Below are 25065 nucleotides of genomic sequence, written 5' to 3'. Positions count from 1 at the left end.
GCCAACGTCGCCCAGCAGCACAGGCACGCCAGGCCAGCTGCCGCGTGCACTCATTTACGCTGTTCCGCCGCCCACAGCGCCAGCTTTTCCCGCCCGATCTTGGCGTTGTGGCGGATGTCCACCGGGAAGCCGGGGTGGCTCAGGAAGTCGACGATGCCGGCCGTGTGCGCATGCGCGGCGGCGGTGTCGCGCAGTTGCTGCTGCAGCGCCTGCAGTTCCGGGCCGCTCGACAGCATGGCGTTCACTTCGAGCTCGTAGCACAGCACCGGACGCTGCCGCCCCGGCTCGCCGATGCCGACCAGGGCGGTGCGGCCGATGCCCGGCAGCGCGTTGAAGATCGGCTCCACCTGTTCGGTGTACAGCGGCCCCTGCGCGGTTTCCACGCGCTGGGTCTTGCGCCCGCAGAACCACAGACGGCCCTGCGCGTCGAAATAGCCGACGTCGCCCATGCGGTGCACGATGCGCTCGCTGCCGTCGTCCAGGCGCTCGCGGATCTTGGCCAGGCGCGTGGCCGCGTCGCGGTTGAAATAGGTGTCGGTGGCAGTCGGGCCGGCCACGGTGATCTCGCCGACCGTGCCCACCGGAACTTCGCGCACGCCGCTCCACTCGGGAATGGCGGCATCGTCGATGGCGATGATGCGCACCTCGTTGGGCGGCACCACGGTGCCGATGCAGGTGCCGGCGCCGTTCTCGGTGGCCGCGCGCGTGTCCTGCAGCTCGCGACCCTCGATCACCGCCACCGGCAGGCACTCGGTGGCGCCGTAGGGCGTCCAGAACCGTCCATCCTCCGGCAGCAGGCTGCGGATCCGCGCCACCACGTCCGGCGGCACCGGCGCGCCGGCCGAGGTGGCGCAGCGCACGTTGGTCAACGGCTTGCCGTAGTCGGCCAGCACCCGCATCAACGCGGGCGACCCGAACAACTGGGTCACGCCGAAGCGCTGCATCGCATCGTGCAGCTTGCGCGGATCGACCTTGGCCGGACGCGTCGGGTCCATGTCCGGGATCACCGAGGTCAGTCCCAGCGCCGGGTCGAACAGCGCGAAGGGCGGGAAGGTCGGCAGGTCGATGCCGCCCGGCTGCATGTCGAAGGCATTGCGCATCAGCTCGATCTGGCCGACGAAATGCCGGTGCCGGTAGACCACGCCCTTGGGCATGCCGGTGGAGCCGCTGGTGAACAGGATCGCGGCGACGTCGTCGGCGGCCGTATCGGCCAGCTGGCTGCCGGCGCCCTGGCCGGCGCGCTCGATCCGCGCCAGCGTGGTGCCGCCCCAGGCCCAGCGCCGGCCGACGGTGACGATCCGTTTCGCCGAGCGCGCCCAGCCGAGCACGCGCCGCGCCAGCTGCGCCAGCGGAATGCCGATGAAGGCCTCCGGCTGCGCCTCGTCCAGGCATTGCTTGAGCGCGCGCCGGTCGATGCCGGGGTCCACCAGCACCGGCACCGCGCCAGCCTTGAACAGCGCGAACATCAGCAGGAAGAACTCGGGCGACGGCCGCACCATCACCACCGTGCGGGTGCCGCGGCCGATGCCGTAAGCGCCCAGGCCGGCAGCGATGGCATCGCTGCGCGCATCCAGCTGCGCATAGCTCAGGGTCACGTCGTAGGCCGCCATGCCGCCGGGGCCGGGCCGGCCGGGGCAGCGCATGGCGATCTGGTCCGGGCGCTCGCGCGCCAGCCGCGGCAGCGTGGCCGCGATGTTGCAGGTCGTGGTCATGCGCCGATTATCGCCGATGCGCCGGGCCGCAGCCGACAGCGCGCCCGTGACGGCCACGGCTGAATGCCGCAGTGCTTGCAGCGCGCGCCGGTTCGGTCAGAATGCCGCGCCCCCCACCGCTGTTCGCCGCGCAAGGCCCGGCTGCCATGTCCCATCCCTGCCTCACCTGCGGCGCCTGCTGCGCCTACTTCCGCGTCAGTTTCCACTGGAGCGAAGCCGATCCCGCGCTGGGCGGCAGGGTCCCGTTCGAGCTCACCGAGCCGTTGCGCACCCATGAGCGGGTGATGCGCGGCACCTCGCAGGCGCAGCCGCGCTGCATCGCCCTGGACGCGGACATCGGCCGCTACAGCCGCTGCAGCATCCACGAGCGGCGGCCGTCGGTGTGCGCGGCGGTGCCGGCCTCGCTGGAATTCGGCGAACGCAGCGCGCAATGCGACAAGTCGCGGCTGGCGCATGGACTGCCACTGCTGACCCTGGCCGACTGGGACGGCGTGGTCGAACGCAATCTGCCGGACGCCTGAGCGGCGGCGGTCGCCAGGAGGGCGGGGAGGCCGTAGGAGGCTCTTGTCCCCGTCTGTGGGATCGGCGGCGAGCGGCGTTACCGGAAAGCCAGGTCGCGGCGGAAGCCGCTCCTACGAGACGACGAGCCCCTGGCAGCATCCGGCGAGCGGCGCGACGCACGCGGCACCCGCGCGCCGCCTCGGCTCAGCGATGTTTCCAGGCAGTCGGCACCGGATTGGTCACCGTGTTCTTTTCCAGGGTGTAGGTGCCGTTCTGCTGGGCGATGGCCTCGCCGGTGTCGACGATCGCATTCTGGATGAAGACGTTCTTGTCCTCGCCGCGGATGAAGGTCAACTGGTGGAAGGCGGTCTTGTTGCCCCAGTCCTCGGACGGCAACGAGATGAAGCGGATCGTATAGGTCTGATCGTCGAAGCTGCCCTGCAGCACGTACACGCCGTAGTGGTTCTCGCCCTGCGAAATGATCTTGTACATGCCGTTGCTGTAGTAATAGATCTCCGCATCGGGGAACGGCTTCTTGTCGTACAGCTTGCGGTAGTGCAGCACCTGCTTCCAGGTGGGTTGGCCGAATCCCACCGTCAGCGTCTTGCCGTCCGCGGACGTCGTCAGGTCCTCCGCATGCACGCCCGGCACGCTCATCGCCATCAGCAGCATCGCCATTGCCATCGCTTTCACTCTCGGTCTCCGGTCGGATTGCGTGCATCGTCCGCTTCGGCGCAACGCGCACGTCGGCGGCGACTGTACACAGCCGCACATGTTGCAGCACGGCAATCGGTAGCAGTTTGCGTGCGCCCGTGTAGACGATCCACGGCGCAGCGGCGCCGGGATCGCGGCGCACGTCGCGGCAATGCTCTCCGCATCTGCTGCACGCCACTGCGGCGCACGGCTGCACGGCGGCACCCACCGCGTAACGCGCTCAAGCCAGCGGATGCGCGTCCAGGAAGCGGCGGATCGCCGGCACCAGCACCTCGTGCTTGTCTTCCAGCACGTAGTGGTTGGCATCCTCGAAGGCCATCACCTCGGCCTGCGGCAGCGCGCGGCGGAAGCCCTCCAGGAAATGATGGTCGAAGCAGATGTCGCGCAGGCCCCAGCCGATGAAGGCCGGTCGATCGGCGAACGACGGCAACGCCTGCTCGGCCCGCGCCAGCAGCGACCAGGCCTTGTCCGCCGGCGACAGCGGGATGTCCTGCATGAAGCGGATGGTGGAGATGCGATTGGCCCAGCTGTCGTACGGTGCCACGTAGGCGCGACGCACGTCGGCGGGCATGCGCCGCGACACGCCCAGCCACGACGCGCCCGAGGAGAACGCATTGAAGGTGCGGATGAACCACTCGCCCATGCGCCAATGCCGGCCCATCGCGATCTGCCACGGCATCGGCTTGGCCGCCGGCAGCGGGAACGCCGCGGTATTGGTGATGACCAGGCGCCGCACCTGCGCATGGTGCGACAGCGCCCAGCCGAAGCCGATCATGCCGCCCCAGTCGTGCACCGCCAGCGTCACCGGTCCGTCGATGCGCAGATGCCGCAACAGCGCGTCGAGGTCGTCCACGCGCGATTGCAGGGTGTACTCGTAACCCGGCTGCGCGCCCGGCGCATCGTCCGGCTTGTCCGACAGGCCCATGCCGATGTGGTCGGGCACGATGCAGCGGTAGCGATCCGACAATCCGCTCACCAGCGTGCGCCACAGATAGCTCCACGACGGATTGCCGTGCAGCATCACCACCACCTCGCCATCGCGCGGGCCCTCGTCGAGATAGGACATGTGCAGCCCCGGGCGAACCTGGAAGCGCTGCGGGGTGAAGGGGTAACCGGGGTAGTTCATGCGGGGGACCGATGCGATGTGGAGAGGGATGAGAACGGCGGCGCCGCGGCGCGTGGCGCATCGCCGTCGGCGTGCGGCACCGGAGGGCTCATAGTGGCTGCGCACCCTCGCTGAGGATGTCCAGATAGGCCTGATAGGCGAACACGCGGTGCCGCTGCTGTCCGGTGAGTTCGTTGACGATATCCAGATCCTGCAGGGTGCGGATGGCGGCACGGATCGTCGGTGCGCTGAGCGGCAAATGCGGCAGGACCTGCGGCACGCCGAGCAGCACACGATGGGCGAACTGCTCGAACACCAGGCCGACGTTGCCGGCGCGCGTTCCCAACCCGGCGATACGGGCACGGTCGGCCGCCAGCAGCGCCAGCAGGCGCTGCGCGGTGGTGACCGCCTGTTGCGCCGTGTCCGCCACGCCCTCGAGAAAAAAATCCAGCCAACCTTCCCAGTCGCCTTCGGTGCGCACAGCATTGAGGCGCTCGTAATAGCGCGCGCGATGACGCTTGAAGAACAGGCTCAGATACAGGCTGGGTGCGCGCAGCACACCTTCGTTGCACAGGATCAACGCGATCAGCAGCCGGCCCAACCTGCCGTTGCCGTCGCTGAAGGGATGGATGGTTTCGAACTGCACATGCGCCAGAGCCGCCTTGACCAGCGGCGAGACATCGCGGTCCGGCGCGTGCAGGAAACGCTCGAAGGCAGTCAGCGCCGCATCCAGCGCCTCCGGCGGCGGCGGCACGAAATGCGCCAACGCCGGCGAGGCACCGCCGATCCAGACCTGGCCCGAACGGAACTCGCCCGGACGTTTGCCGGCACCACGCCCACCTTGCAGCAGCAGGGCGTGCATCTCGCGGATCAGGCGCAGCGACAGCGGGAAGTCGTCCTGGCGCAAGCGTCGCAACCCGTGGTTCAACGCGGCGACGTAATTGGAGACCTCCTCCACGTCGTCCAGGGGAACACCCGGCGCCTCGTCCAGCTCGAACAGCAGCAAGTCGGACAGCGACGACTGCGTGCCCTCGATCTGCGAGGACAGCACCGCTTCCTTGCGCACGTAGTGGTAGAGGAACAGCTCCGGGTCCGGCAGCATCAGGGTGATGCCATCCAGGCGACCCAACGCCTGGTCGGCCTGTTCCTTGCGCGCGATCAACGGCGGCGCCGCCAACTGCAGCGGCGGCTCGGGCGGCAGCGGGTCAGGAACGAACGCCTGATAACGGCTGCCGGCCAGCGATCCGGGGACGTAGTGTCCGGTACAGCGTCGAAGCGACATCGGGCAATCCTTGCCGTGGCTGGGGAAGGCTCTTAGGAAAGAAATCTAGCAAATTTCTTTCTAAACACCTAACTTGAGGCGCGCAAGGAAAATCCGCGCGCCTGCCCTGCGCCCTGTCGCTTACCAAACCACCTCGGCCATCGAGCAGTTCAGGCCAGAGCCGATGCCCATCAGCGCGATCCGGTCGCCCTTCTTCAGGCGGCCCAGCTCGCGCAGCTTGCTGAGCACGATCGGCACGCTGGCCGGGCCGATGTTGCCGTATTCGCCGAAGATGGTCATGACCTTCTTCTGGTCGATCCCGAAGCTCTTCATGAAGGCCTTGGTGTGCGGAAGGCTGACCTGGTGGATGACGAACTGGTCCAGTTCGTCCACGGCCCAACCCAGCGCCTGCCGGGCAGCGGCGAAGGTCTTCTGGCCCAGCTTGAGGCCTTCGATCAGCAGCATGCGGGTGTCGGTGACCATGCGGTCCATGTTGCCCCGGCACAGGGTGTTCCACTGCGTGGCCGAGCGGGTCACGCCACCGCGGTAGCGCGGCGCATCCGGTGCCAGGTCGGTACGCGCCATCACCATCGCCACGGCACCGCAACCCAGGGTCAGGGTCGCCATCTCGTCGCGGAAGGCATCGGCGGTCAGGTCCTGCGAGGCCATCCGCTCCAGGGTCTTCTCGTACACCAGGTTGGCGGTCTCGCCATCGACCACCATCGCGTAGTCGATCTCGCCACGCTCGATCATCCGCGCCGCGATGTCCATGCCGTTGATGAAGGCCAGGCAGGCATTGGCGACGTCGAAGGTCATGCACTGCTCGCTCACGCCCAGGTTGCCGGCGACGATGCTGGCGGTGGACGGCTCCAGGTAATCGCGGCTGACCGAGGTGTTGACCAGCAGCCCGACCTGCCCAGCCTCGATGCCCGCATCGCTCATCGCCTTGCGCGCCGCCAGCGTCGCCACGTCGGAAGCCTGCAGGTCCTGGTCCCACATGCGCCGCGCGTGGACGCCGGCGATGTCGCCGAGCACGTCGGCACGGATCCGCAGCCGGTCCAAGGTAGGCTGCAGGCGCGCGTTGATCTGCTTGGAGGTCAGCGTGTGCGGCGCGTCGATATGCGCCAGTCCCGCGATCGAGACGTTGGTGAAGAGCATCGAGGTGTACGCCAGGGTCAGGCGAGGGGGCGCCAATTCTAGCGGTTACACCGTTTTACCGCATCTTTAACAAATCCCCGGAAAGCGTATGGTCTGAGCGGTTCAGCGACCGCCGCACTGGTAGGCGGTGAAGCGCTGGTCGCCGTCGACCGGGTCGCCCATCGCCTGCACGGTGTTGGCGCCCACGCCGGGCGCCTCGTTGCGGGCCAGGGTCTCCAGCTCCTCGCGCACCCGCAGCGGGTTGCGCTGGTAGAAGCCGACGCTGCTCTTCACCGACACCACCACCTCGCCGCGCTTCTCGCAACCGCTGGCGGCCTGCCCGGGCGGCAGGACCCGCACCCCTTTGCCTTCCGGCGCCATCGGCACCCAGGTGCAGCCGGCGAGCGTGGCGAGCAGGACGAAGGCGATCGGTAGACGCATGGAGGGGCCCGTTGGCAGGTGAATCCGGATTGTGCCGCAGAACGGTGAATCCGCCATGACACCGTCGGCGCGCCGCCACCCGCAGGCGGCGCGCCGGCCATCGTCGATGTGCACCTGCTCCGATCAGCGCGGCGCCGGGGCCGCCGCCGCACCGCCCTGCGGCACCCCGTCGGCATCGATCACCGTGACCTCGCCCAGCTTCAGCGCGCGCACCGGCGCCTCGATCTGCTTCAGGTCGCCCACCACCACCCAGGTCAGGCTGTTCGGGTCGAGCATCGACGCCGCCTCGCGCACCTGCGCCGGGGTCATCGCCTCGATCTCGGCCTTGCGCTTGAACACGTAGTCGTCGGGACGGCCATAGCGGACGATGCCGCCGATCGCGCCCATCACCGAACTGGCGGTCTCGTAGGCACCGGGCAGGCTCAGGGTCTGGATGTTGCGGATGCGCGCCACCTCCTCCGCCGTCGGCGGCGCCTTGCCGTTGGCGAAGGCGCTGATCTCCTTGGCCATTTCCTGCAGCGCCGGCGCGGTCTTGTCGATCTGCACCGGCGCCGAGGCGGTCCACGGCCGCTGGCCGAGCGCGCTGGCCGCGCCGCTGCGCGCGCCGTAGGACCAATGCTTGTTCTCGCGCAGGTTCATGTTTAGGCGCGAGGTGAAATCGCCGCCGATCACGCCGTTGGCCATGTCGAAGCGGACCGACGCCGGATCGGTGGTCGGCGGCACCAGTTCCGAGGCGAACAGGTTGGCCTGCACCGCGCCGGGCTGGTCGATCAGGTACACGCGCGGCTTGGCCGGCCGCGCCACGCCGGCCGCGGCCGGCACCGACGGCGCCTGGCCCTCGCCCTTCCAGTCGCCGAACTGCGCGTCCAGCAGCGGCACGATTTCGCCCAGGGTGGTGTCGCCGACCACGATCAGGGTGGCGTTCTCCGGACGCACCCAGTCGCGGTGGAAGTCGACTAGGTCCTCGCGCTGCAGGGCCGCGATCGCCGCCTCGGTGCCGGTGCCGCTGAACGGGATCGCGTACGGATGGCCGGCGCCGTACAGCAGCGGCGGCAGCACCCGCATCGCCACGCCGTTGGGCTGCGCCTTCTCCTGGCGGATGCCGGCGATCCAGCTGGCGCGGATCCGCTCGATCTCGTTCGGCGCGAAGCGCGGCCGCCGCAGCATGTCCGCATACAGCGCCAGCGACGGCGCCAGGTTCTCCTTCAGCGCCGACAGATAGGCGTTGCTGCCGTCCAGCGAGGCGCCAGCGGACAGCGACGCGCCCAGGGCATCGGCCGCATCGGCGAACGCCAGCGCATCGCGCTCGCCGGCGCCCTCGTCGAGCATGCCCATGGCAAAACTGGCCGTGCCCGGCTTGCGCCCCTGGTCGGCGCTGTAGCCGCCGCGGAACTCGTAGCTGAACTGCACCACCGGCACGTCGTGGCGCTCGGCCAGGATCACCGTGCTGCCGTTCTTCAGCGTGGCGCGCTGCAGCGCCGGGAACTTCAGCTGCGGGAACTGGGTGGTCTTGGGCGGGCCGGCGCTGCGATCGACCACGCTGGGCAGAGCGCGGTATTGGGGATCGACCGGCGGCGGGTTCAGCGGCGCCGGTTGCACCGTCGGTTCCTCGGCCAGGGCCACACGTTCGCCCGGCTGGATCAGCAAGGTGTAGTCGCCCTTGCCCAGCCATTTGCGGCCGACCGCGGTGAGATCGCGCGGGCGGGTGGAGGCGATGGTCGCCAGCGAGGTGCGGAAGCAGCCGGGGTCGCCGGTGTAGACCGCGCACTCGGCCAGCACGTCAGCCTTGCCGCCGAAGCCGCCGATGCGTTCCACACCGCGGATGAAGCCGGCGCGGAACGCGGTCTTGGCGCGCGCCAGTTCCGCCTTGTCCGGGCCCTTGTCCAGCAGCCGGCGCACTTCCTCGTCGATCGCCGCCTCGACCCTGGCCGGGTCCACGCCCTGCTTGACCATGGCGATGATGCCGAAGCCGGAGCCGAGCTGCGACGGCCACACCGAGGCGCTGATCTGGTCGACCAGCTTGTCCTCGTGGACCAGGCGCCGATCCAGCCGCGAGGACTTGGCGCCGCCCAGCACCTGCGCCAGCAACTGCAGGCGGTCGACATCCTCGGTGCCGGTCTGGGCCACGTTCCAGACCCGGTAGATCCGCGTCTGCGGCACCTTGTCGGTCATGGTCTCGCGGGTGGACTGGCTGCGCTGGGCCACGTCGACCTTGGGCTGGGCCATGGTCGGGCCGGCGGGAATGTCGCCGAAGTAGCGCGCCACCTTCTCCTTGGCCGTGGCCACGTCGATGTCGCCGGCCAGCACCAGCACCGCGTTGTTGGGCCCGTACCAGGTGCGGAACCACTGCTTCACGTCGGCCAGCGAGGCCGCGTTGAGGTCGTTCATCGAGCCGATGACGGTGTGGTGGTACGGGTGGCCGGCCGGGTACAGCGCACGGCTCAGCCGGCTCCAGGCCTGCCCGTATGGCTGGTTCTCGCCCTGGCGCTTCTCGTTCTGGACCACCCCGCGCTGTTCGTCCAGCGCGGCCTGGTCGATGGCACCGAGCAGGTGGCCCATGCGGTCCGATTCCATCCACAGCGCCATGTCCAGCGCAGTGGTCGGCACGTTCTCGAAGTAATTGGTGCGGTCGCTGTTGGTGGTGCCGTTCTGGTCGGTGACACCGACCTGCTTGAACGGCTCGAAGAACTCGCCGTGGTGGTTCTCGCTGCCCTGGAACATCAGGTGCTCGAACAGATGCGCGAACCCGGTGCGCCCGGCCGGCTCGTCCTTGGCGCCCACGTGGTACCAGAGGTTGACCGCCACGATCGGCGCCTTGCGATCGGTGTGCACCACCACCCGCAGTCCGTTGGGCAGGGTGAATTGCTCGTAGGCGATATCCACCGACGTGGCGGCGGCGGGCCTGGCCGCCGCCGAAGGCGGCGCATAGCTCAGTGCGCCGAGCGCGGCGGACAGGGCGAGGGCCAGCAGGGTGCCACGCGGGCGGGTCGAGACGGTCATGCGGATCCTTCTTCCTTGGGGGCCAATGAAATAGCCGGTGAACGCCGATCGTACCGGGCGTCCCGCACGGCGCGTATTCCGCCGTTGTCGCTGAGGTCCTGCTTCGACGGCGTCGCGACCGCGCCGCCAAAGGGTCGACGGCCGCCACGACGGGCGCCGCGGTATCCGTGTCCGGCGTACGCGAGCGCCCGGGTGTCCGCCCGCGGACACTCCAGAGAGATCAATTCCTCTTCAAATACAGATACTTGGAGTTGGCACGCAGCCTGCTTGAACACCCTCAAGCGCGAAAGCCGACGCCGCATTAGTGAATGCAAGCTTAATGAAACAACGCAACACGAAAAAGTTCTTGCAGCCCCTGATTAGGTGTACTACCTTACTACAACACCACTGATCAACAACACCAACGAGGCCCGCCATGAAAACCACCACCCTGCTCCTGACCGCCGCCATCGCCGCCCTGTTCGCCGCCCCGTCCTTCGCCGCCACGCAGATCGCCACCCTGGACACCGTGCAGGTGCGTCCGTCGGCCGAACAGATCGCCCAGCGCAACGTCGAGCAGACCAGCGGCATCGCCACCCTCGCCGCCGTGCAGGTGCGTCCCTCCGCCGAGCAGATCGCCCAGCGCGAGGCCGAACTGTCCAGCCACATCGCCACTCTGGCCGCGGTGCAGGTGCGCCCGTCGGCCGAGCAGCTGGCCGAACGCGACCTGGAACAGGCCGCCGGCCAGCACGTGGTGACCCTGGCCACCGTGCAGGTGCGTCCGGACGCGGACATGGGCAGCATGCTGGCGATCGGCGATGTGGTCGGCGAGACGCTGGACACCGCGATGCTGCAGCTGCAGCCGAGCCTGCAGAAGCTGGGCCAGGACCTGGCGGTCGGCCTGGTGCGCTGACCCGCCCCAAGCCCGCCGCGCCGGCGCGTACACTGCGCCGATGATCGCCACCCCAACGCTGCACGTTCTGCTGTACCAGCCCGAGATTCCGCCCAACACGGGCAACGTCATCCGCCTCTGCGCCAATACCGGCGCGCAATTGCACCTGATCGAGCCGCTGGGCTTCGACCTCGGCGACCGCCAGCTCAAGCGCGCCGGCCTGGACTACCACGAATACGCCCGACTGCAGGTCCACGCATCGCTGGAAGCGGCCCTGCAGGCCATCGCCCCGCGCCGCCTGTTCGCCCTCAGCACCCGCAGCAGCACCCGCTACGACACGCCCGCCTTCGCCGACGGCGACGCCTTCCTGTTCGGCCCGGAAACCCGCGGCCTGCCCGACGCCGTGCTCGAGCAGGTGCCCGACGCGCAGCGCCTGCGCCTGCCGATGCAGCCGCACAACCGCAGCCTCAACCTGTCCAACGCGGTGGCGGTGGTGGTGTTCGAGGCCTGGCGACAACTGGGCTTTCCCGGCGCCGAGTGAGCGCCGGGCACGCAGCGCCCTCAAGCGAAGCGCTTTGATCCATGTGGACGAACAGATCCGCAGCCTGCCCCTGGCGATCGCGTCGCGCCTCGCTCGAAGCCCGCTGACGCTTCTACACTGGGGTCCCGGCGGCGCAACCTCTGCATGCAGCGAGAACGCCGCCTGTCGTGCTCCTACTGGACTCCGCCAATGGCACCGCACACCCAACCCAACGCCAGTGACTGGGTCAGGATCCGCCGCGACCGGGAGACCGGCATAGAAAGCGTGCATGCGCACTTCCACGGGCATGCCTACGATCCGCACGATCACGATGAGATGCTGGTCGGCGTGACCCTGCAGGGCGTGCAGCGCTTCCGTTGCCATCGCTCGCTGCACACCAGCACGCCCGGGCGTGCCATGCTCATCGAACCTGGCGCGGTCCACGACGGGCATGCGCCCGCCGAGGACGGTTTCACCTACGCGATGCTCTACCTGCCGCAGCGCTGGGTGGCGGGGGCACTGCAACGCCTCGGCCAGCAGGACGGTTCCGCGCTGCATCCGGCGTTCCGCACGACTCTGGCCGACGACGCCGCACTGAGCGCGGCGATACGCCAGGCCTTCCTGGCGATCCATCAGCACGAAGGCCGGCTGGCGCGGGACCAGAGCCTGGACCGCATGATGCGCCTGCTGTCCCCGCAACTGTCGGCCGAGGCGCAGCGCCCTTGCGCGTCGACGCCGGCGGTGGCGCGCGCCAGGGAGTTTCTGCACGCGCAGATGGAGCGCGACGTCGGCCTCGATGAGCTTGCCGACTGCGCCGACCTGGATCGGTTCCGCCTCACCCGGCAATTCCAGCGCACCTTCGGCCTGTCGCCGCATGCCTACCTGGTCCGACTGCGCTTGCGCGCGGCCCGGGCCCTGCTGGCGGATGGACAGGAACCGGCGGAGGTGGCGCTCAAGGTCGGATTCGCCGATCAGAGCCATCTGGGCCGCTGGTTCAAGCGCGCCTATCGGCTCACGCCGGCCGCGTACCGGCGGCAGTGCGCCGGCGGTGCTGCACAGGCGTTCTAGAACGCAGCGACGGCGCCGCGGACCATGGCCGCAACGTCCCCACCGCGGAGTTTCCCGTGTTCGACACCAAAGTAGCCCTGATCGTCCGCAACGACCTGGCGATCTGGCAACGCCTGAACGTCGCCGCCTTCCTGGCCACGGGCATCGCCGCGGCCGCTCCCGACGCGATCGGCGACCCTTACGTCGATGCCAGCGGCCAGCGCTACGGTCGCCTGCTCGGCCAGCCGATGCTGATCTTCGAAGCCGATCTCGGCGGGCTTCAGGCCGCGCACCGCGTGGGGCTGGCACGCGAGATCACCGTGCTGCCGTACGTGTTCGCCATGTTCTCGACCGGCCACGATGCGGCCAATCGCCAGGCGTTCGCGGCGGAAGATCCTGGCGATCTGAACCTGGTGGGACTCGGTCTGCGCGGACCGAAGAAGGCCATCGAAAAAGCCACCAAGGGCCTGGCGCTGCATCGTTAGGCACGCGCAGGCACGCGCGCAGCGTCAGGAGAGATCGTGCAGGTCCTTGCCCAGCACCGGCCCCAGGCTCCAGTCGGAGAAGCGGACCTTCAATCCCTCGCGTTCGGGCGTGCACGTCATCGGGCCGACGAGGTAGGAGGACGCCACCGGGAACGGGCACAGCCGCACCAGCGGCCAGTACTTGCCGTCGCGCGAGACCTGCAGGCGCAGCACGCCCGTGTCCACGGTGGCGCGCATCCAGAAATCCGAGGCGTCGGCTTCGTACGGGCCGGTGGCCCAGTCCGAGCGGCCATCGGTCAACACGCTACTGAGCATTGGCCGGCCGTCGCTCAGTTCGATGCCGGCCTTGACCCAACGGCGCTCGTCGATCCGGACCATGAGGCCGGCCTGATCGTACAGCTGTTCGAACTTCCCACGGATGCGCAGCTGGCAGGTGAAGCGCGCGGGCGCGGCGATGCCGAGGAAATGTCCGCTGTCGCGGGTGAACCCGTAGTGGGTTTCGCGCCAGAAGTCGCTGCCCTTGTCGGTGACTACCTCGAGCACGCCGCCGGGCAGGATCCGATGGACCTTGGGCGCGTTGAGCCAGGTGCCGGCCTCCCAACCGGCCGCCGGCGCAGCGCGCGCCCCGGCGGCAGGCGCCCCGGTGGCCAGCACGACGCCACCGGCGGCAAGCCCGCCCAGAGTCGCCCGGCGGCCGATATCCACGTCCCGCTCCCCGGTATTGGCCATCGCCCTGCTCCTCGCGTCGCTGTTTTCGAGGCGCCATCGCGGCGATGGCCTTCGTCGACCTCATTGGCCAATTTGTACATCCGTACCAATTGAGGTGTCAATCGCGAACTGCGATCATCGGCGCTCGTCGAAAACAGCGTTGGACAGGCATGAGCGGCAGGACCTGGCGGCAGGATCCGCACCGGAAGGACGCGATCGAGCAGGCCGCGCTGCGGGTGATCCTGGACCACGGCGTCGCCGGCACCACCTTCCGCAAGGTCGCCGAGCAAGCCGGCGTTCCGCTCAGCGCCACTACCTATTATTTCGGCTCGATGCACGAGCTGCTGGTGGCCGCGTTCACCCGGTTTTCCCAGGAAGTGTCCACCGACTTCGCCGCCGAAATCCGCGCCGCGCAAAGCCACACGCAGGCTCTGGACGCGGTGGTGAACATCATCTTCGCCGAGGGCACGGCCTCCCCGCGGGTGCTGCTGCTGAGCTACGAGCTGTACGCCTTCGCCCGCCGGCATCCGGAGATGACCGCGATCATGCAGCAGTGGATGGCCAGGAGCCGGGCGGCGCTGGAAACGCATTTCTCCGTGGCGGCGTCCACCGCCATCGACGCCTTCATCGAAGGCGCGACGATCCATCGCTCGGTCGTGCCCATGGACAGGCAGCGCGTGCGCGATGCGATCGAGAAACTCGCCGCGCTGTAGGCGACGACGGGGACGTGGATATCCGCGCCATCCCCGGCAAGGCGCAGCACCGCCTTGAGGACGCCGAGCCCTGCAAGCCACCGACCGGCGTTGCCGCAGTGACGGCCCGCCCCGCCCGGCTGATCCGGCGCACGGCGGCCATGAGCAGAAGCACGCTCTGGATGAGGAGCATCACTGCCTGCCGGCAGCGCTCGCAGAGCAGTGTGAACTGCATCCCTGCAGCGCGCCGCCGTTCCTGAACAAGGCGTTTAATTTATGTACTAGTCAGTTCGGGATTCAGGGCGAGTTCGGGTGGCTAACGGATAATTTACATATCGGCAGCGAACGGCCCCACGCCTCAGCGCCGACAAACCAATAACGAAGGTACCCGATTATGAAGACCTCTCTGCTTGCTCTCGGCCTCCTGGCCACCCTGCCGTTCGCCGCTTCGGCTGCCGAAGGCCTTTCCTACAACTATGTCGAGGGCGGCTACGTCAAGACCGACGCCAGCGGCGGCGACGCCGACGGCTGGGCTGTCAAGGGTTCCTACGCGTTCCACCCGAACTTCAGCGTGTTCGGCGACTTCAACCGCCAGAAGACCGACTTCGATGACGTGCGCGTCGACCAGTGGCGCATCGGCGCCGGTTACAACCACGAGATCGCGACCAGCACCGACCTGGTGACCCGCGTGGCCTACAACCGTTTCGACCCGGAATACGGCACCAAGTTCAACGGCTGGAGCGCCGAAGCGGGCATCCGCACCGCGTTCAACCCGTACCTGGAAGTCTATGCCCTGGGCGGCTACGAGGACTATGCGAAGAAGGACGGCGTCAATCCGGAGGGCACCTTCTACGGTCGTCTGGGCGCGCAGGCCAAGCTGAACCAGAACTGGGGCCTCAGCGCCGACCTGAAGATGGACCGCCACGGCGACAAGGAATGGTTCGTCGGCCCGCGCTTCAGCTGGTAAGCGTTCGCTAGCGCCGCGCGCGTCGTCTCTCTCTCCCGCCGCGCGCGGTTCGGAAAGCCCGGTCCAACGACCGGGCTTTTTTTTGCCTGGCCGCGCCGGATACCAATGGCGCGCCGGCGTCGGAAACGAAAACGCCCGGCCAGGCCGGGCGTTCGCGTTTCCGGCAGTTGGCCGGATCAACTGAACAGGGTGGTCGGGTACTCGGGCTTCTGCTCGCGCGCCAGCAACTGCTGCAGGCCCACCGCCGGAGTCAGTTCGCCGTGCAGGACCGCGCGCACCGCGTTGGAGATCGGCAGGTCGATGCCGTGGCGCTCGGCCTGGCGCATCACCTCGTCGGCGGTCTGCACCGACTCGACCACCTGGCCGATCGCGCGGACCGCCTCCTGCAATGGCTGCCCGCGGCCCAACGCCAGGCCCAGCCGGCGATTGCGCGACAGGTCGCCGGTGCAGGTCAGCACCAGGTCGCCGAGCCCGGCCAGGCCCATCAGGGTTTCCGGCTTGGCGCCGATCGCCGCGGCCAGCCGCAGCATCTCGTTGAGGCCGCGGGTGATCAGGCCGGCGCGGGCATTGAGGCCCAGCTCCATGCCGTCGGCCACGCCGGTGGCTACCGCCAGCACGTTCTTCATCGCCCCGCCCAGTTCGGCGCCGACCATGTCGTCGCCGGTGTAGGCGCGGAAGGTCGGGCCGTGCATGGCGTCGGCGACCTGCTGCGCGAAGGCGGCATCGCCGTGCACGGTCACCGCGGTGGGCAGGTCCAGGGCCACTTCCTTGGCGAAGGACGGGCCCGTCACCACCGCCAGCGGGACGTCCTCGCCCAGGATCTCCTGCGCCACTTCGTGCAGGAAACGCCCCGACCCGGGCTCGAAGCCCTTGGTCGCCCAGGCCACGCCGGCCTGCGCCGGGCGCAGCGGCGCCAGCTGGCGCAGGGTCTCGGTGAACGCATGCGACGGCACCACCACCAGGATCCAGTCGGCGCCGTCGATGGCCGCGGCCAGGTCGGTGGTGGCCTGCAGGCCCTCCGGCAGCGCGATCCCCGGCAGGTAGCGCGGGTTTTCGTGGCGCTGCCCGATGACCTCGGCGACCACGGCATCGCGGCCCCACAGCACGGTCGGATACCCGTGCCGTGCGGTCAGCGACGCCAGCGCCGTGCCCCAGGAGCCGGCGCCGAGGACGGCGATCTTCTTCTTGGCGTTATCGCGCATGCGCAACGGCGGACGCGCTCAGGCGTTGCCGGCCGGCTCCGAATCGGCCAGCGACTGGCCCTCGCCCTGCTGCGCGCGCTGGCGCAGGGTCTCGGCGTACAGGGCCTCGAAGTTGATCGGCTGCAGGAAGAACGGCGGGAAGCCGCCGGCCTGGATCAGGTCGCTGACCAGCGAACGCACGTACGGGAACAGGATGCTCGGGCACTGGGTGCCGAGCAGCACGTCCACCGCCTGCGGGTCCAGGCCGACCAGGCCGAACACGCCGGCCTGCTGCACTTCGGCCACGTACGCGGTCTTGCCGCCGGCGGTGCAGGTCAGGGTCACGGCCAGCACCACTTCAAAGGCCTGCTCGTTGAGCTGCTGCACGCGCTGGTTGAGGTTGAGCTGCAGTTCCGGCTGCGCGTTGTCGTTGAACACCGACGGCGCGTTGGGGGACTCGAAGGACACGTCCTTGACGTAGATCTTCTCGATGGTGAAAGCGGGGCCGGCCGCGGCTTCGGCCGGCGCCGCGGCGCCGTTGTTGGTGACGTCGGACATTGCTTGACTCCGGTGGATTCGGTAACAGGAAGAAACGGGATTATCACACGCCGGCCGCGACCCTCGGGGGGCCGGCCGGGCGCGTGTCTCAGCGGCCCTTGACCAGCGGCAGCTCGGCCTGCTGCCAGGCGGCGATGCCGCCCTCCAGCACATAGACCTGCTCGAAGCCGGCCTTCTTCAACTGCTTGGCGGCGCCGTCGGCAGTGGTGCCGGTACGGCAGACCAGCACCACCGGCTGCGCCTTGGCGTTGGCCACCAGCTTGTGCTCGGGACCGAACTGGCTGGCGGTGGCGTTGCGGCTGCCGGCGATGTGGCCCTTCTCGAAATCGGCCGAGGCCGACAGGTCGACCAGCACCGCGTTTCCGGCGTTGATCAGGCGGGTCAACTCGGCCGGCCGCAGGCTCTTGTAGCCACGGAACAGGCGCGCCACTTCGGTGACGATCAGGGCGATGGTGAGGCCCACCAGGGCCAGGGCCAGCATCGGGTTGCGGCCGGCGAAGGCCAGCAGTTCTTCGAAGTTCACGGGACTCGGGGGCGGGAAGCGGGCGCCGATTGTCGCACAGCTCGGCGACCGCGCTACTGGCCGTTCCACAGGTCCGGCAGGCCGTCCTGCAGCCACCAGGTCTTGGCCTCGGGATCCCAGCGCCAGCGCTCGCGGTAGCGGACGACACGCTCGGCCTGGGTATTGCGGTTGATCACGCCCAGCTCGATCTCGCGCAGCGCCTCGCCGTCGCCCACCGCGCCGCCGCCGACCTTGTAGGAGGAGACCTGGATCTGCCGGTAGCGCTCCAGTTGCAGATCGGTCAGCGGGTGCGCCTGGCGGTAGGCCGGATCCACCGCCTGCCAGGCGGTTTCGAACTCGCTCCAGCGCACCGCGGCGGCGTAGGCGGTCTGCAGGTCGTCGAGCTTGCGCTGTTGCGCACGGGTGCCGGCCACGGCCGCGCCGGCCCAGCCCAGCAGCAACAGCAGCGCGAGCGCGCGGAACATCGAAGGCATGGCGGCGTCCAGGTGGCGGCGCGCGGCGCGCGCGATCCGCGCATCCTACCCTTTGGCGATGGCCACGAAGCGACCGCCCAGGGTCGCCGCCGCCGCCGCGCCGGGCGCACCGACCTGGGCCTGGATGCCGATGCGGGCGCGGCCGCGCTGGCGGAAGGTGTGCACGAACACGTCCCAGTCGCCCTCGGCGTCGGCATTGGCCTGGGCGTGCAGATCGGCGTACAGCGGCGCCAGGTAGCGCACCTGGCTGTCGGCGACATAGACGTCGGCCTGCAGCCCGGCGCGGTGCAGCTCGCAGTTGACCAGCCCCCAGCCGGCCAGGGTCATCACCGATCCCAGGCTGCCGCCGAAGGCGTTGCCCTTGTCGTTGATGTTGGCCGCCAGCGGCGCGACCACATGCAGACGCCGGTCGGCATAGGCGTGCACGGCGACCTGGAGCGCCGCCACCGGCGGCATGGCCTGGAACTGGCGTTGCAGCTGCTGCAGGAACGCCTCGAAGGAAAGATCCGCTGCCATGGTGCGATTGTGCTGCCGGTGGGGGCTCGCATAATGCCTGGCATGAGCGCGCATGCAACCGCCGCCCCGGCCTGGACCCTGATCTCGCTGCGCCCGCAGGGCGAGCACGCGCCGCTGCGGCGGGCCGCGGCGCGCTGCGGCGGGCGCGTGCTGGCGCTGTCGCCGTGGCGGCTGCGGCCGCGCACCGATCCCGCCACCCGTGCGGCCCTGGCCGCGGCATTGGCTGCACCGCGGGTCATCGTCAGCAGCCCGGCGGCGGTGCGCGCGGCGGCGGCGCTGCAGCCGCTGGCGGCACGCCCTGGGCAGTGTTGGCTGGCGGTGGGCGCGGGCACGGCGCGCGCCTTGCGCCAGCACGGCATCGCCGAGGTGGCGACGCCGGCGCGGATGGACAGCGACGGCCTGCTGGCGCTGCCGGAACTGGCCGCGCCAGACGTGCCGGTAGGCCTGGTCACCGCGCCCGGTGGCCGCGGCCTGATCGCCGCGCACCTGCAGGCACGCGGCACCCCGCTGCTGCGCGCCGACGTCTATGTCCGCGAACCGGTGCCGTTACGCCCGGCCGACCTCGCGCGCCTGCGTGCAGCGCCGCCCGGGGTACTGGCCGTGAGCAGCGGCGAGGCGCTGCACCAGTTGCTGGCGCAGTTGCCCGAGGAATTGGCGCAGGCCTGGCGCATGCGCCCCGTCGTCGTCGCCAGCGCGCGCCTGGCGGCGCTGGCGAGAGACCTGGGATTTACCGAGGTGGTGCAGGCGGCCGGACCGATGCCGCAACAGCTGGTGGCCGCCGCGGTCGCGATCGTGACGCGCTCGCCACCTCGCTGAACGCGGGCCAGCGCCCGGGTTGCGGCCGCAGTGCCGCTCACGCCATGCTCCGGCGGTGCCGCGCCACCCGCCGCCTTGCTCGCGACGGGCGTCGGCCCCCCAGGACGCTGCCGATGACCGACGAAATCCCGATCACGCCTCGCCGTTCCACACGCTGGATCTGGTTGCTGCTGGTACTCGCCACGCTGGCCGCGTTGGCGTTCGCCGGCTGGCGTGGCTGGGACTGGTGGCAGGCGCGCAGCGCGCGCGAGCTGGCCCAGCAATCGGACCTGCAGCAGCAGCTGCAGGCGTTGCAGCAGGCCCAGGACAGCCTGCGCCGCGACCAGCGCGCCACTGTGCAGCGGCTGCAGGATGCGGCCAGCACCAACCGCGTGCTGCGCGATGAAATGCTCGGCCTGAGCCAGCGCAGCGCGCTGCTGGAAGCCAATGTCGCCAAGCTCGCCGATTCCAACCGCCACGGCGCGCAGGCGCTGCGCCTGGACGAGGTCGAACTGCTGCTCAACCAGGGCCAGCAGCGCTTGCTGCTGGCCGGCGACGCGGCTGGTGCGCGCCGCGCCTACGCCCTGGCCAGCGGCGTGCTGGACGGCATCGACGATCCGCAGTTCCTCAACCTGCGCCAGGCGCTGCTGCAGGAACGCACCGCCCTGGATGCGCTGGGCGACGGCCCGCAGGCGCGCCTGGCGGCGCAACTGGATGCCTTCGCCGCCAGCCTGGACAAGTTGCCGACGCAAGTGCCGGACAGCGCGCAGCCGCCGCTGTGGCAGCGCCTGCTGGCGCCGCTGGTGAAGATCCGCCCGTCGCAGGGCGGCGTACTGGCCGCCGGATCGGAGCGCGTCGCCGCCCACGATGCGCTGCAGCTCGACCTGACCCTGGCGCGCGCGGCGCTGGAGCGCGGCGACACGCGCGGCTATCGCAGCGCACTGGCCGGCGCCGGGCGCTGGCTGTCGCGGCTGTGGCCGGAATCGCCGCAGCTGCGCGAACGCCGCGCCGCGTTGCGCACCCTGGCCAACGCCGATCTGCGCCCGACCATTCCCGAACTCGGCACCACCCTGCAGCAGTTGCGCGCGATGCGCGACGCAAGGAGCCCGTCATGAAATCGCTTCGTTCCCTGATCGTGCTGTTGATCGTCATCGCGCTGGGCGTGATCGGTGCGCAATGGCTGGGGCAGGACCAGGTCCGCCAGTTGGGCGAGGTGATCGTGCGCGTCGGCGGCACCGACTACATCGCCTCGCTGCCGCAGGCCTCGCTGCTGCTGGTGATCGCGTTCCTGGCGCTGTGGCTGGTGTGGAACGTGCTCAGTTTTCCGTTCCGCGCCTGGGGCCGGCGCCGCCGCAAGCAGTCGCGCGCGCGCCTGCTCGACGGCCTGGCTGCCGCCCACGCCGGCCAGTGGACGCGGGCCGAGAAGCAGCTCAACGCCGCCGCCGAGGATCCCGAGGTCAGCGCCATCGCCCTGATCGCCGCGGTGCGCGCGGCCGATGCGCGCGGCGACCGCGAGGCGACCGAACGCCACCTGCGGCGCCTGGCCGAACGCGATGCTGCCGCGCACGCGCTGCTGCAGGCCGAACTGCACCTGGAGCAGCAGCGCCCGGTCGATGCGATCAACGCGCTGGACGTGGCCGCGGCGCAGCCGCTGCCGCCGCGCGGGCTGTTGCTGCGCACCGAGGCGCTGGCCCGCATCGGCCGCGCCGGCGAGGCCTACGGCCAGCTCGGCGCGATCCGCCAGCAGCAGGCCTTGCCGCTGGAGGCGATCGCCACGCTGGAAACGCGCCTGGCCGCGGCCTCGCTGGACCAGGCCGGCGATGCCAATGCCCTGGCCGAGCGCTGGGAAAGCCTGCCCAAGTCGCTGCGCAGCGAGCCGGCGGTGGTCGCCGCCTATGCGGTGCGCGCGGCGGCGCTGCGCTGGGACGATGCGGCGCTGCGCAGCCTGGAGCAGGCGCTGGACACGCGCTGGGACGAAGGCCTGGCCGCGCTGTACGGACGCCTGCCGGTGGAGAAGTACGATTCGCGCCGTGCCAGTGCGCAACGCTGGCTGCAGGCGCACCCGGACAGCCCGGCGCTGCTGCTGACCCTGGCGCGCCTGGCCCGGCACCAGCAGCAATGGCCGCAGGCCGAGGAATTCCTGCATCGTGCGCTGGCGCTCGGCGCCGGTGCCGAGGCCTGGGAAGTGTTCGGCGACGGCTATGCCGACGCCGGCGACATGCTCGCGGCGCAGCGTTGCTACGCCAATGCGCTGCGCGTGCGGCGTGGCGAACCGGCGCAGCCGCTGCCCGAACCGGTCGCTCCGGTCACCCCGATCGCACCGGATCCGGATGGTACCGAGCGCCGCGACGCGCATGGGTTTCCGAGGCTCGAGGGCTGAGTCCGGGACGGACGCGGGAGTCGGCGCGGCTTAGTGGTCCCTGTTTGGGCTCGGCCGCGACGCGCGATCTCGACTGCCCAACGTGGCTAATAGGCAGCGCCGATCGCCGGCTTTTGCCACGTTGCGCCGAATGCCGTTTGCCCCGTAGGAGCGGCTTCAGCCGCGACCGGGGGTTCCTGGGAATGCCCGGTCGCGGCTGAAGCCGCTCCTACAGGATGCTTCCCGTCGTTGTCGGAGAGGCGCTCAAGGCCTGCCTACGAGACAAGGCTACCTGGCGCTGATCCGCGGCGAAGCGCGTCTTAGGCATCACCGACCCAAGAGCACGCGCGCATCGCGCAGGGCCGCTGCGCGGCCGGCGAGATCCCGGAAGCCCGGCGGGATTCAGCGATTCTCGTCATGTGGCCACGCCCGCCGCGCGGCGCGCACCCCATCCAACGGTGCACTGACCGCCCGCTCAGCGTCGCAAGGCCGGCGGCAGCGCCGGCAGGCGCGACAGGAAGGCAGGCGCCAAGCCCTTGTAGCGTGCGTAGCGCTCGTCCATGCGCCGCGGCACCAGGATGCGCGCACCGAGCATGCCCCAGATCAGCATCACCAGGAACACCAGCGGCCCCACCACCCATCCGAGGTCGTCGCCAGCGGCAAATCCCAGCAGCGGACCGGCGAGGAAGGCGCCCACGCTCAGCAGCACGAAGCGGTTGCGCCGGCGCCGATGCTCGGCACACATCCCGAGCACATGGCTGCTGCGCTTGCGCGCGACCAGCGCCGCGATCAGGTAGATCACCACGCTCACCAGGATCAGCGCATACCAGCCCGGCGCATGCCAATAGAAGGTGCGCTTCTTCAGCTCGTCGTTGCGGAGCGCCACTCCGCACTTCACGCAATGCGGTGGGAACGGCGTATCGCGCAGACACAGCACCTCGTTGCCGTCGCGCCAGAGCGTCTCGCCCGGCAGGGGCGGCGGCAGGCTGGACGCGGTGGCGACGCTGGGTGCCTGGTACGGATTGAAACTGCCCTGCTCGGTCATGGCCTGCGCCCCCCTGCGCGCGGTGTCGCCCGCATGGCGCCGGCGAATCGGCGGGCATGGTAGCGCGGCGCGTGCAGGGCGGTCAGCGCCGACGGCGCAAGGCCCGGTGGTCGCGCCAGCAGGGCGCATCCCCAGCGGGGCGATCGCGCGCGTGCGTGCACGCGCGCGGCCAGGCTTAGCGTTCGACGATCGCCACCACGCCCATGCCGCCGGCGGTGCAGATCGAGATCAGCGCGCGGCCGCCGCCGCGTTCGACCAGTTGCTTGGCGACGGTGGCGACGATGCGCGCGCCGGTCGCGGCGAATGGGTGGCCGGTGGCCAGCGACGAGCCCAGCGGGTTGATCTTGGCCGGGTCGATCTGCCCCAGCGGCGCGTCCAGGCCCAGCCGGGTGCGGCAGTAGTCCTCGCTCTCCCAAGCCCGCAGGGTGCACAGCACCTGCGCGGCGAAAGCCTCGTGGATTTCGTAGATGTCGAAGTCCTGCAGGCGCAGGCCGTGACGCTTGAGCATCTCCGGCACCGCGATGGTCGGCGCCATCAGCAGGCCTTCGCCGTGCACGAAATCCACCGCCGACACCTGCGCATCGCGCAGATAGGCCATCGGCACGTGGCCGTGCGCTTGCGCCCAGTCTTCCGAGGCCAGCAGCACCGCGGCGGCGCCATCGGTCAGCGGGGTCGAGTTGGCCGCGGTCAGGGTGCCGCGGCCGCTGACCTTGTCGAACGCCGGCTTCAGCGTGGCCAGTTTCTCCAGCGAGGTGTCCGCGCGCAGGATGTTGTCGCGCTCCACGCCGCGGAACGGCGCGATCAGGTCGGCGAAGAAGCCGCGCTCGTAGGCGGCGGCCAGCTTCTTGTGCGAGGACACCGCCCAGGCGTCCTGCGAATCGCGCGAGATGTTCCACTGCTTGGCCATGTCCTCGCAGTGATCGCCCATGCTCTTGCCGGTGCGCGGCTCGGCCACGCCGGGGAACTCGGGCTTGAGCTCGGCGAACTTGAAGCCGCGGGTCAGCGCGCGCAGCTTGTCGCCGGCGCTCTTGGCGCGGTTGGCCGCCAGCAGCCGCGCGCGCAGCTTCTTGCCGTAGACGATCGGCACCTCGGAGGTGGTGTCCGAGCCGCCGCCGATGCCGGACTCGATCTGCCCCAGCGCGATCTTGTTGGCCACGGTGATGATGCTGTCCAGGCTGGTGCCGCAGGCGCGCTGCAGGGTGATGCCCGGGGTCAACGGCGACAGCCCGGAGGACAGCGCCGCCTCGCGACCCAGGTTCCAGTCGCTGGAATGCTTGATCACCGCGCCCATCGCCACTTCGCCCAGCTGCTGCCCGTGCAGTCCGTAACGCTCGACCAGCGCGCCCAGCGTGCGCACCGACATGCCGAGGTTCCCGACATCCGCGTACGCCGTGTTCTGCCGGCAAAACGGAATGCGGACGCCGCCGAGAATGGCGACGGGACGGGCTGCTGGCATGGGATTACCTCGCGCGAGGGGAGTCGGGGACATGGCCTGCACGTTAGCGCAGGCATAATGAAGCGAGTGTAGCTATGCGCCCGCGACGGGCCAACCGCCAATCCCATGACCCAAGCCTTCGCCAACAGCCACGCCCGCGGGGTGATCGCCCTGGAACTGTCCTCCGGGCGCGAACCGACGCATCCGGCGCTGCCGCATACGCAGGCCGCCGAGCTGGCCGAGAAGGTCGGCCGCGACCTGGCGCAGCTGGTACCGGCGGTGCGCGAGCTGGAGCTGAGCCTGGCCGGCGCGCATTTCGACCCGGCCGAAGCGCTGCGCCCGGGCTGGCCGCTGCACCGGCGCCTGGAGGAACTCGCGGCCCGCGCGCCCGGCCGCGATGACGGCCCGCGGCTGCTGGCCTTCGGCACCGATGCCGACGGCAGCGTGCCGCTGCCGTTCCAGGCCGATAGCGGCCTGCGCGGCGGCGCGTTGCGGGTGGTGCCGTTCCTGCTCAGCGGCCCGGCCGACACCGTGCAGGCGGTGGCCGAGGCCCTGGAGGAGGTGCTGCTGGCGCAGGGCATGGCCCAGGCCGATACCGCGTTGCTGGCGCAGCAGGGCTTCGGCGCGCAGATCGAGCACGCCCGCTATCTGACCGGCAACGACCTGGCGGCGATGATGTCGATGCAGTACGACAACCAGGGCCTGGCGCCGCTGTGGCCGCTGATCGAGACCGCGCTGCTGGCACCGGACCAGGAAGAGTGGCTGCAGGCCCCGCCGGAGCCGTTGCTGCGCTACCGCGGCGGCGAAGTGCGCATGGCCCTGTTCGACCCGGCCAGCTGGTGCGCGCACTACGCCTACGACCGCCAGGACTGCGAGCGCCTGCAGCGGGTCTACGAGCAGTACCTGGCCCGGCAGCGGCAACTGGCCGCGGTGCTGGAGGCCCACGGCCTGCCGGTGCTGTACGTGCATTGCGAGAGCGGGCAGGACGCGAAGCAGGCGTTGCTGGCGGCCTGAGCCGC

Annotated in this window: 26 protein-coding genes; 11 read left to right on the top strand and 15 right to left on the bottom strand. The window is 70.0% G+C overall.

Annotated features, from left to right (window positions below):
- Positions 1-50 precede the first annotated feature (50 nt).
- Positions 51-1712 (bottom strand): olefin beta-lactone synthetase, encoded by a 1662-nt coding sequence (gene oleC / locus NUG21_RS01375; protein ID WP_263392069.1) that lies wholly within the window; start codon positions 1710-1712, stop codon positions 51-53.
- A 146-nt stretch (positions 1713-1858) separates the two neighbouring features.
- Between oleC and NUG21_RS01370 the strand changes: the two genes are divergently transcribed.
- On the top strand, positions 1859-2233 hold the full coding sequence (locus tag NUG21_RS01370; protein WP_017911452.1) for a YkgJ family cysteine cluster protein: 375 nt from the start codon (positions 1859-1861) through the stop codon (positions 2231-2233).
- Positions 2234-2417: 184 nt separating this feature from the next.
- Here the strand turns inward: NUG21_RS01370 and NUG21_RS01365 are convergent, their stop codons facing one another.
- From NUG21_RS01365 to NUG21_RS01340, 6 genes are all read right to left on the bottom strand, one after another.
- On the bottom strand, positions 2418-2897 hold the full coding sequence (locus tag NUG21_RS01365) for a hypothetical protein (protein WP_263393012.1): 480 nt from the start codon (positions 2895-2897) through the stop codon (positions 2418-2420).
- Between the two features lie 250 nt (positions 2898-3147).
- A complete protein-coding gene (locus NUG21_RS01360) occupies positions 3148-4053 on the bottom strand; it encodes an alpha/beta fold hydrolase (RefSeq protein ID WP_263392068.1) in 906 nt (301 codons plus the stop codon).
- An 88-nt stretch (positions 4054-4141) separates the two neighbouring features.
- Entirely contained in the window at positions 4142-5314 is a 1173-nt protein-coding gene (locus tag NUG21_RS01355) for a Fic family protein (RefSeq protein ID WP_019795939.1), read from the bottom strand.
- A gap of 120 nt (positions 5315-5434) precedes the next feature.
- Entirely contained in the window at positions 5435-6451 is a 1017-nt protein-coding gene (locus NUG21_RS01350; protein ID WP_160947948.1) for a 3-oxoacyl-ACP synthase III, read from the bottom strand.
- Between the two features lie 102 nt (positions 6452-6553).
- The gene (locus NUG21_RS01345) at positions 6554-6871 is read right to left on the bottom strand and encodes a DUF4156 domain-containing protein (RefSeq protein ID WP_017907737.1); all 318 of its coding nucleotides are present in this window, start codon (positions 6869-6871) and stop codon (positions 6554-6556) included.
- A gap of 123 nt (positions 6872-6994) precedes the next feature.
- Positions 6995-9871 carry a M16 family metallopeptidase gene (locus NUG21_RS01340; protein WP_263392067.1) on the bottom strand — a complete coding sequence of 959 codons (2877 nt, stop codon included), beginning with the start codon at positions 9869-9871 and terminating at the stop codon, positions 6995-6997.
- A gap of 415 nt (positions 9872-10286) precedes the next feature.
- Between NUG21_RS01340 and NUG21_RS01335 the strand changes: the two genes are divergently transcribed.
- The 4 genes from NUG21_RS01335 to NUG21_RS01320 all read left to right on the top strand — a co-directional run bounded on the left by NUG21_RS01335 (position 10287) and on the right by NUG21_RS01320 (position 12794).
- Positions 10287-10763 carry a hypothetical protein gene (locus tag NUG21_RS01335; RefSeq protein ID WP_019797092.1) on the top strand — a complete coding sequence of 159 codons (477 nt, stop codon included), beginning with the start codon at positions 10287-10289 and terminating at the stop codon, positions 10761-10763.
- Between the two features lie 40 nt (positions 10764-10803).
- On the top strand, positions 10804-11283 hold the full coding sequence (trmL, locus tag NUG21_RS01330) for a tRNA (uridine(34)/cytosine(34)/5-carboxymethylaminomethyluridine(34)-2'-O)-methyltransferase TrmL (RefSeq protein WP_160947896.1): 480 nt from the start codon (positions 10804-10806) through the stop codon (positions 11281-11283).
- Between the two features lie 144 nt (positions 11284-11427).
- On the top strand, positions 11428-12330 hold the full coding sequence (locus NUG21_RS01325) for an AraC family transcriptional regulator (protein WP_345780432.1): 903 nt from the start codon (positions 11428-11430) through the stop codon (positions 12328-12330).
- A gap of 56 nt (positions 12331-12386) precedes the next feature.
- Positions 12387-12794 carry a PTH2-like family protein gene (locus NUG21_RS01320; protein WP_019796909.1) on the top strand — a complete coding sequence of 136 codons (408 nt, stop codon included), beginning with the start codon at positions 12387-12389 and terminating at the stop codon, positions 12792-12794.
- A gap of 24 nt (positions 12795-12818) precedes the next feature.
- On the opposite strand, the gene NUG21_RS01315 is transcribed toward NUG21_RS01320, so the two are convergent.
- Positions 12819-13523 (bottom strand): DUF1349 domain-containing protein, encoded by a 705-nt coding sequence (locus NUG21_RS01315; protein ID WP_020415532.1) that lies wholly within the window; start codon positions 13521-13523, stop codon positions 12819-12821.
- A gap of 44 nt (positions 13524-13567) precedes the next feature.
- Between NUG21_RS01315 and NUG21_RS01310 the strand changes: the two genes are divergently transcribed.
- The gene (locus tag NUG21_RS01310) at positions 13568-14215 is read left to right on the top strand and encodes a TetR/AcrR family transcriptional regulator (RefSeq protein ID WP_263392065.1); all 648 of its coding nucleotides are present in this window, start codon (positions 13568-13570) and stop codon (positions 14213-14215) included.
- A gap of 373 nt (positions 14216-14588) precedes the next feature.
- A complete protein-coding gene (locus NUG21_RS01305; protein ID WP_263392064.1) occupies positions 14589-15161 on the top strand; it encodes an OmpO family porin in 573 nt (190 codons plus the stop codon).
- Between the two features lie 176 nt (positions 15162-15337).
- On the opposite strand, the gene NUG21_RS01300 is transcribed toward NUG21_RS01305, so the two are convergent.
- The 5 genes from NUG21_RS01300 to NUG21_RS01280 all read right to left on the bottom strand — a co-directional run bounded on the left by NUG21_RS01300 (position 15338) and on the right by NUG21_RS01280 (position 18412).
- Positions 15338-16363 (bottom strand): NAD(P)H-dependent glycerol-3-phosphate dehydrogenase, encoded by a 1026-nt coding sequence (locus NUG21_RS01300; RefSeq protein WP_263392063.1) that lies wholly within the window; start codon positions 16361-16363, stop codon positions 15338-15340.
- A gap of 18 nt (positions 16364-16381) precedes the next feature.
- On the bottom strand, positions 16382-16900 hold the full coding sequence (gene secB / locus NUG21_RS01295; RefSeq protein ID WP_160947900.1) for a protein-export chaperone SecB: 519 nt from the start codon (positions 16898-16900) through the stop codon (positions 16382-16384).
- 88 nt (positions 16901-16988) lie between these two features.
- Positions 16989-17423 (bottom strand): rhodanese-like domain-containing protein, encoded by a 435-nt coding sequence (locus tag NUG21_RS01290; protein WP_019797227.1) that lies wholly within the window; start codon positions 17421-17423, stop codon positions 16989-16991.
- Between the two features lie 53 nt (positions 17424-17476).
- The gene (locus tag NUG21_RS01285; RefSeq protein ID WP_184502829.1) at positions 17477-17896 is read right to left on the bottom strand and encodes a hypothetical protein; all 420 of its coding nucleotides are present in this window, start codon (positions 17894-17896) and stop codon (positions 17477-17479) included.
- Positions 17897-17941: 45 nt separating this feature from the next.
- On the bottom strand, positions 17942-18412 hold the full coding sequence (locus tag NUG21_RS01280) for a YiiD C-terminal domain-containing protein (RefSeq protein ID WP_160947901.1): 471 nt from the start codon (positions 18410-18412) through the stop codon (positions 17942-17944).
- Positions 18413-18445: 33 nt separating this feature from the next.
- Here NUG21_RS01280 and NUG21_RS01275 point away from each other — a divergent pair, with 33 nt between their 5' ends.
- The 3 genes from NUG21_RS01275 (at position 18446) to NUG21_RS01265 (ending at position 21587) form a co-directional block, all read left to right on the top strand.
- Positions 18446-19228: a uroporphyrinogen-III synthase gene (locus NUG21_RS01275; RefSeq protein WP_263392062.1), complete on the top strand. Its 783-nt coding sequence runs from the start codon at positions 18446-18448 to the stop codon at positions 19226-19228.
- A gap of 113 nt (positions 19229-19341) precedes the next feature.
- A complete protein-coding gene (locus tag NUG21_RS01270) occupies positions 19342-20322 on the top strand; it encodes a uroporphyrinogen-III C-methyltransferase (protein WP_160947903.1) in 981 nt (326 codons plus the stop codon).
- The gene (locus NUG21_RS01265) at positions 20319-21587 is read left to right on the top strand and encodes a heme biosynthesis HemY N-terminal domain-containing protein (protein ID WP_263392061.1); all 1269 of its coding nucleotides are present in this window, start codon (positions 20319-20321) and stop codon (positions 21585-21587) included. The genes NUG21_RS01270 and NUG21_RS01265 overlap by 4 nt, the downstream gene beginning before the upstream one ends.
- 454 nt (positions 21588-22041) lie before the next feature.
- Here the strand turns inward: NUG21_RS01265 and NUG21_RS01260 are convergent, their stop codons facing one another.
- Positions 22042-22611 (bottom strand): hypothetical protein, encoded by a 570-nt coding sequence (locus NUG21_RS01260; RefSeq protein ID WP_019798286.1) that lies wholly within the window; start codon positions 22609-22611, stop codon positions 22042-22044.
- Between the two features lie 175 nt (positions 22612-22786).
- Positions 22787-24067: an acetyl-CoA C-acetyltransferase gene (locus tag NUG21_RS01255; protein WP_160947905.1), complete on the bottom strand. Its 1281-nt coding sequence runs from the start codon at positions 24065-24067 to the stop codon at positions 22787-22789.
- A 105-nt stretch (positions 24068-24172) separates the two neighbouring features.
- Here NUG21_RS01255 and NUG21_RS01250 point away from each other — a divergent pair, with 105 nt between their 5' ends.
- On the top strand, positions 24173-25060 hold the full coding sequence (locus tag NUG21_RS01250; protein WP_242081533.1) for a hypothetical protein: 888 nt from the start codon (positions 24173-24175) through the stop codon (positions 25058-25060).
- Positions 25061-25065: the final 5 nt, after the last annotated feature.

It is taken from the genome of Xanthomonas sp. CFBP 8445 (genome assembly GCF_025666235.1).
GTDB lineage: Bacteria > Pseudomonadota > Gammaproteobacteria > Xanthomonadales > Xanthomonadaceae > Xanthomonas_A > Xanthomonas_A indica.
This window is presented reverse-complemented; position numbering and strand designations above follow the sequence as displayed.

Excerpts from the sequence above, each read along its gene's own strand:
- oleC (WP_263392069.1), bottom strand. The coding sequence starts at position 1,712 with ATGACCACGACCTGCAACATCGCGGCCACGCTGCCGCGGCTGGCGCGC.
- NUG21_RS01370 (WP_017911452.1), top strand. The coding sequence starts at position 1,859 with ATGTCCCATCCCTGCCTCACCTGCGGCGCCTGCTGCGCCTACTTCCGC.
- NUG21_RS01365 (WP_263393012.1), bottom strand. The coding sequence starts at position 2,897 with ATGGCAATGGCGATGCTGCTGATGGCGATGAGCGTGCCGGGCGTGCAT.
- NUG21_RS01360 (WP_263392068.1), bottom strand. The coding sequence starts at position 4,053 with ATGAACTACCCCGGTTACCCCTTCACCCCGCAGCGCTTCCAGGTTCGC.
- NUG21_RS01355 (WP_019795939.1), bottom strand. The coding sequence starts at position 5,314 with ATGTCGCTTCGACGCTGTACCGGACACTACGTCCCCGGATCGCTGGCC.
- NUG21_RS01350 (WP_160947948.1), bottom strand. The coding sequence starts at position 6,451 with ATGCTCTTCACCAACGTCTCGATCGCGGGACTGGCGCATATCGACGCG.
- NUG21_RS01345 (WP_017907737.1), bottom strand. The coding sequence starts at position 6,871 with ATGCGTCTACCGATCGCCTTCGTCCTGCTCGCCACGCTCGCCGGCTGC.
- NUG21_RS01340 (WP_263392067.1), bottom strand. The coding sequence starts at position 9,871 with ATGACCGTCTCGACCCGCCCGCGTGGCACCCTGCTGGCCCTCGCCCTG.
- NUG21_RS01335 (WP_019797092.1), top strand. The coding sequence starts at position 10,287 with ATGAAAACCACCACCCTGCTCCTGACCGCCGCCATCGCCGCCCTGTTC.
- trmL (WP_160947896.1), top strand. The coding sequence starts at position 10,804 with ATGATCGCCACCCCAACGCTGCACGTTCTGCTGTACCAGCCCGAGATT.
- NUG21_RS01325 (WP_345780432.1), top strand. The coding sequence starts at position 11,428 with ATGCAGCGAGAACGCCGCCTGTCGTGCTCCTACTGGACTCCGCCAATG.
- NUG21_RS01315 (WP_020415532.1), bottom strand. The coding sequence starts at position 13,523 with ATGGCCAATACCGGGGAGCGGGACGTGGATATCGGCCGCCGGGCGACT.
- NUG21_RS01310 (WP_263392065.1), top strand. The coding sequence starts at position 13,568 with ATGGCCTTCGTCGACCTCATTGGCCAATTTGTACATCCGTACCAATTG.
- NUG21_RS01305 (WP_263392064.1), top strand. The coding sequence starts at position 14,589 with ATGAAGACCTCTCTGCTTGCTCTCGGCCTCCTGGCCACCCTGCCGTTC.
- NUG21_RS01300 (WP_263392063.1), bottom strand. The coding sequence starts at position 16,363 with ATGCGCGATAACGCCAAGAAGAAGATCGCCGTCCTCGGCGCCGGCTCC.
- secB (WP_160947900.1), bottom strand. The coding sequence starts at position 16,900 with ATGTCCGACGTCACCAACAACGGCGCCGCGGCGCCGGCCGAAGCCGCG.
- NUG21_RS01285 (WP_184502829.1), bottom strand. The coding sequence starts at position 17,896 with ATGCCTTCGATGTTCCGCGCGCTCGCGCTGCTGTTGCTGCTGGGCTGG.
- NUG21_RS01280 (WP_160947901.1), bottom strand. The coding sequence starts at position 18,412 with ATGGCAGCGGATCTTTCCTTCGAGGCGTTCCTGCAGCAGCTGCAACGC.
- NUG21_RS01275 (WP_263392062.1), top strand. The coding sequence starts at position 18,446 with ATGCCTGGCATGAGCGCGCATGCAACCGCCGCCCCGGCCTGGACCCTG.
- NUG21_RS01270 (WP_160947903.1), top strand. The coding sequence starts at position 19,342 with ATGACCGACGAAATCCCGATCACGCCTCGCCGTTCCACACGCTGGATC.
- NUG21_RS01265 (WP_263392061.1), top strand. The coding sequence starts at position 20,319 with ATGAAATCGCTTCGTTCCCTGATCGTGCTGTTGATCGTCATCGCGCTG.
- NUG21_RS01260 (WP_019798286.1), bottom strand. The coding sequence starts at position 22,611 with ATGACCGAGCAGGGCAGTTTCAATCCGTACCAGGCACCCAGCGTCGCC.
- NUG21_RS01255 (WP_160947905.1), bottom strand. The coding sequence starts at position 24,067 with ATGCCAGCAGCCCGTCCCGTCGCCATTCTCGGCGGCGTCCGCATTCCG.
- NUG21_RS01250 (WP_242081533.1), top strand. The coding sequence starts at position 24,173 with ATGACCCAAGCCTTCGCCAACAGCCACGCCCGCGGGGTGATCGCCCTG.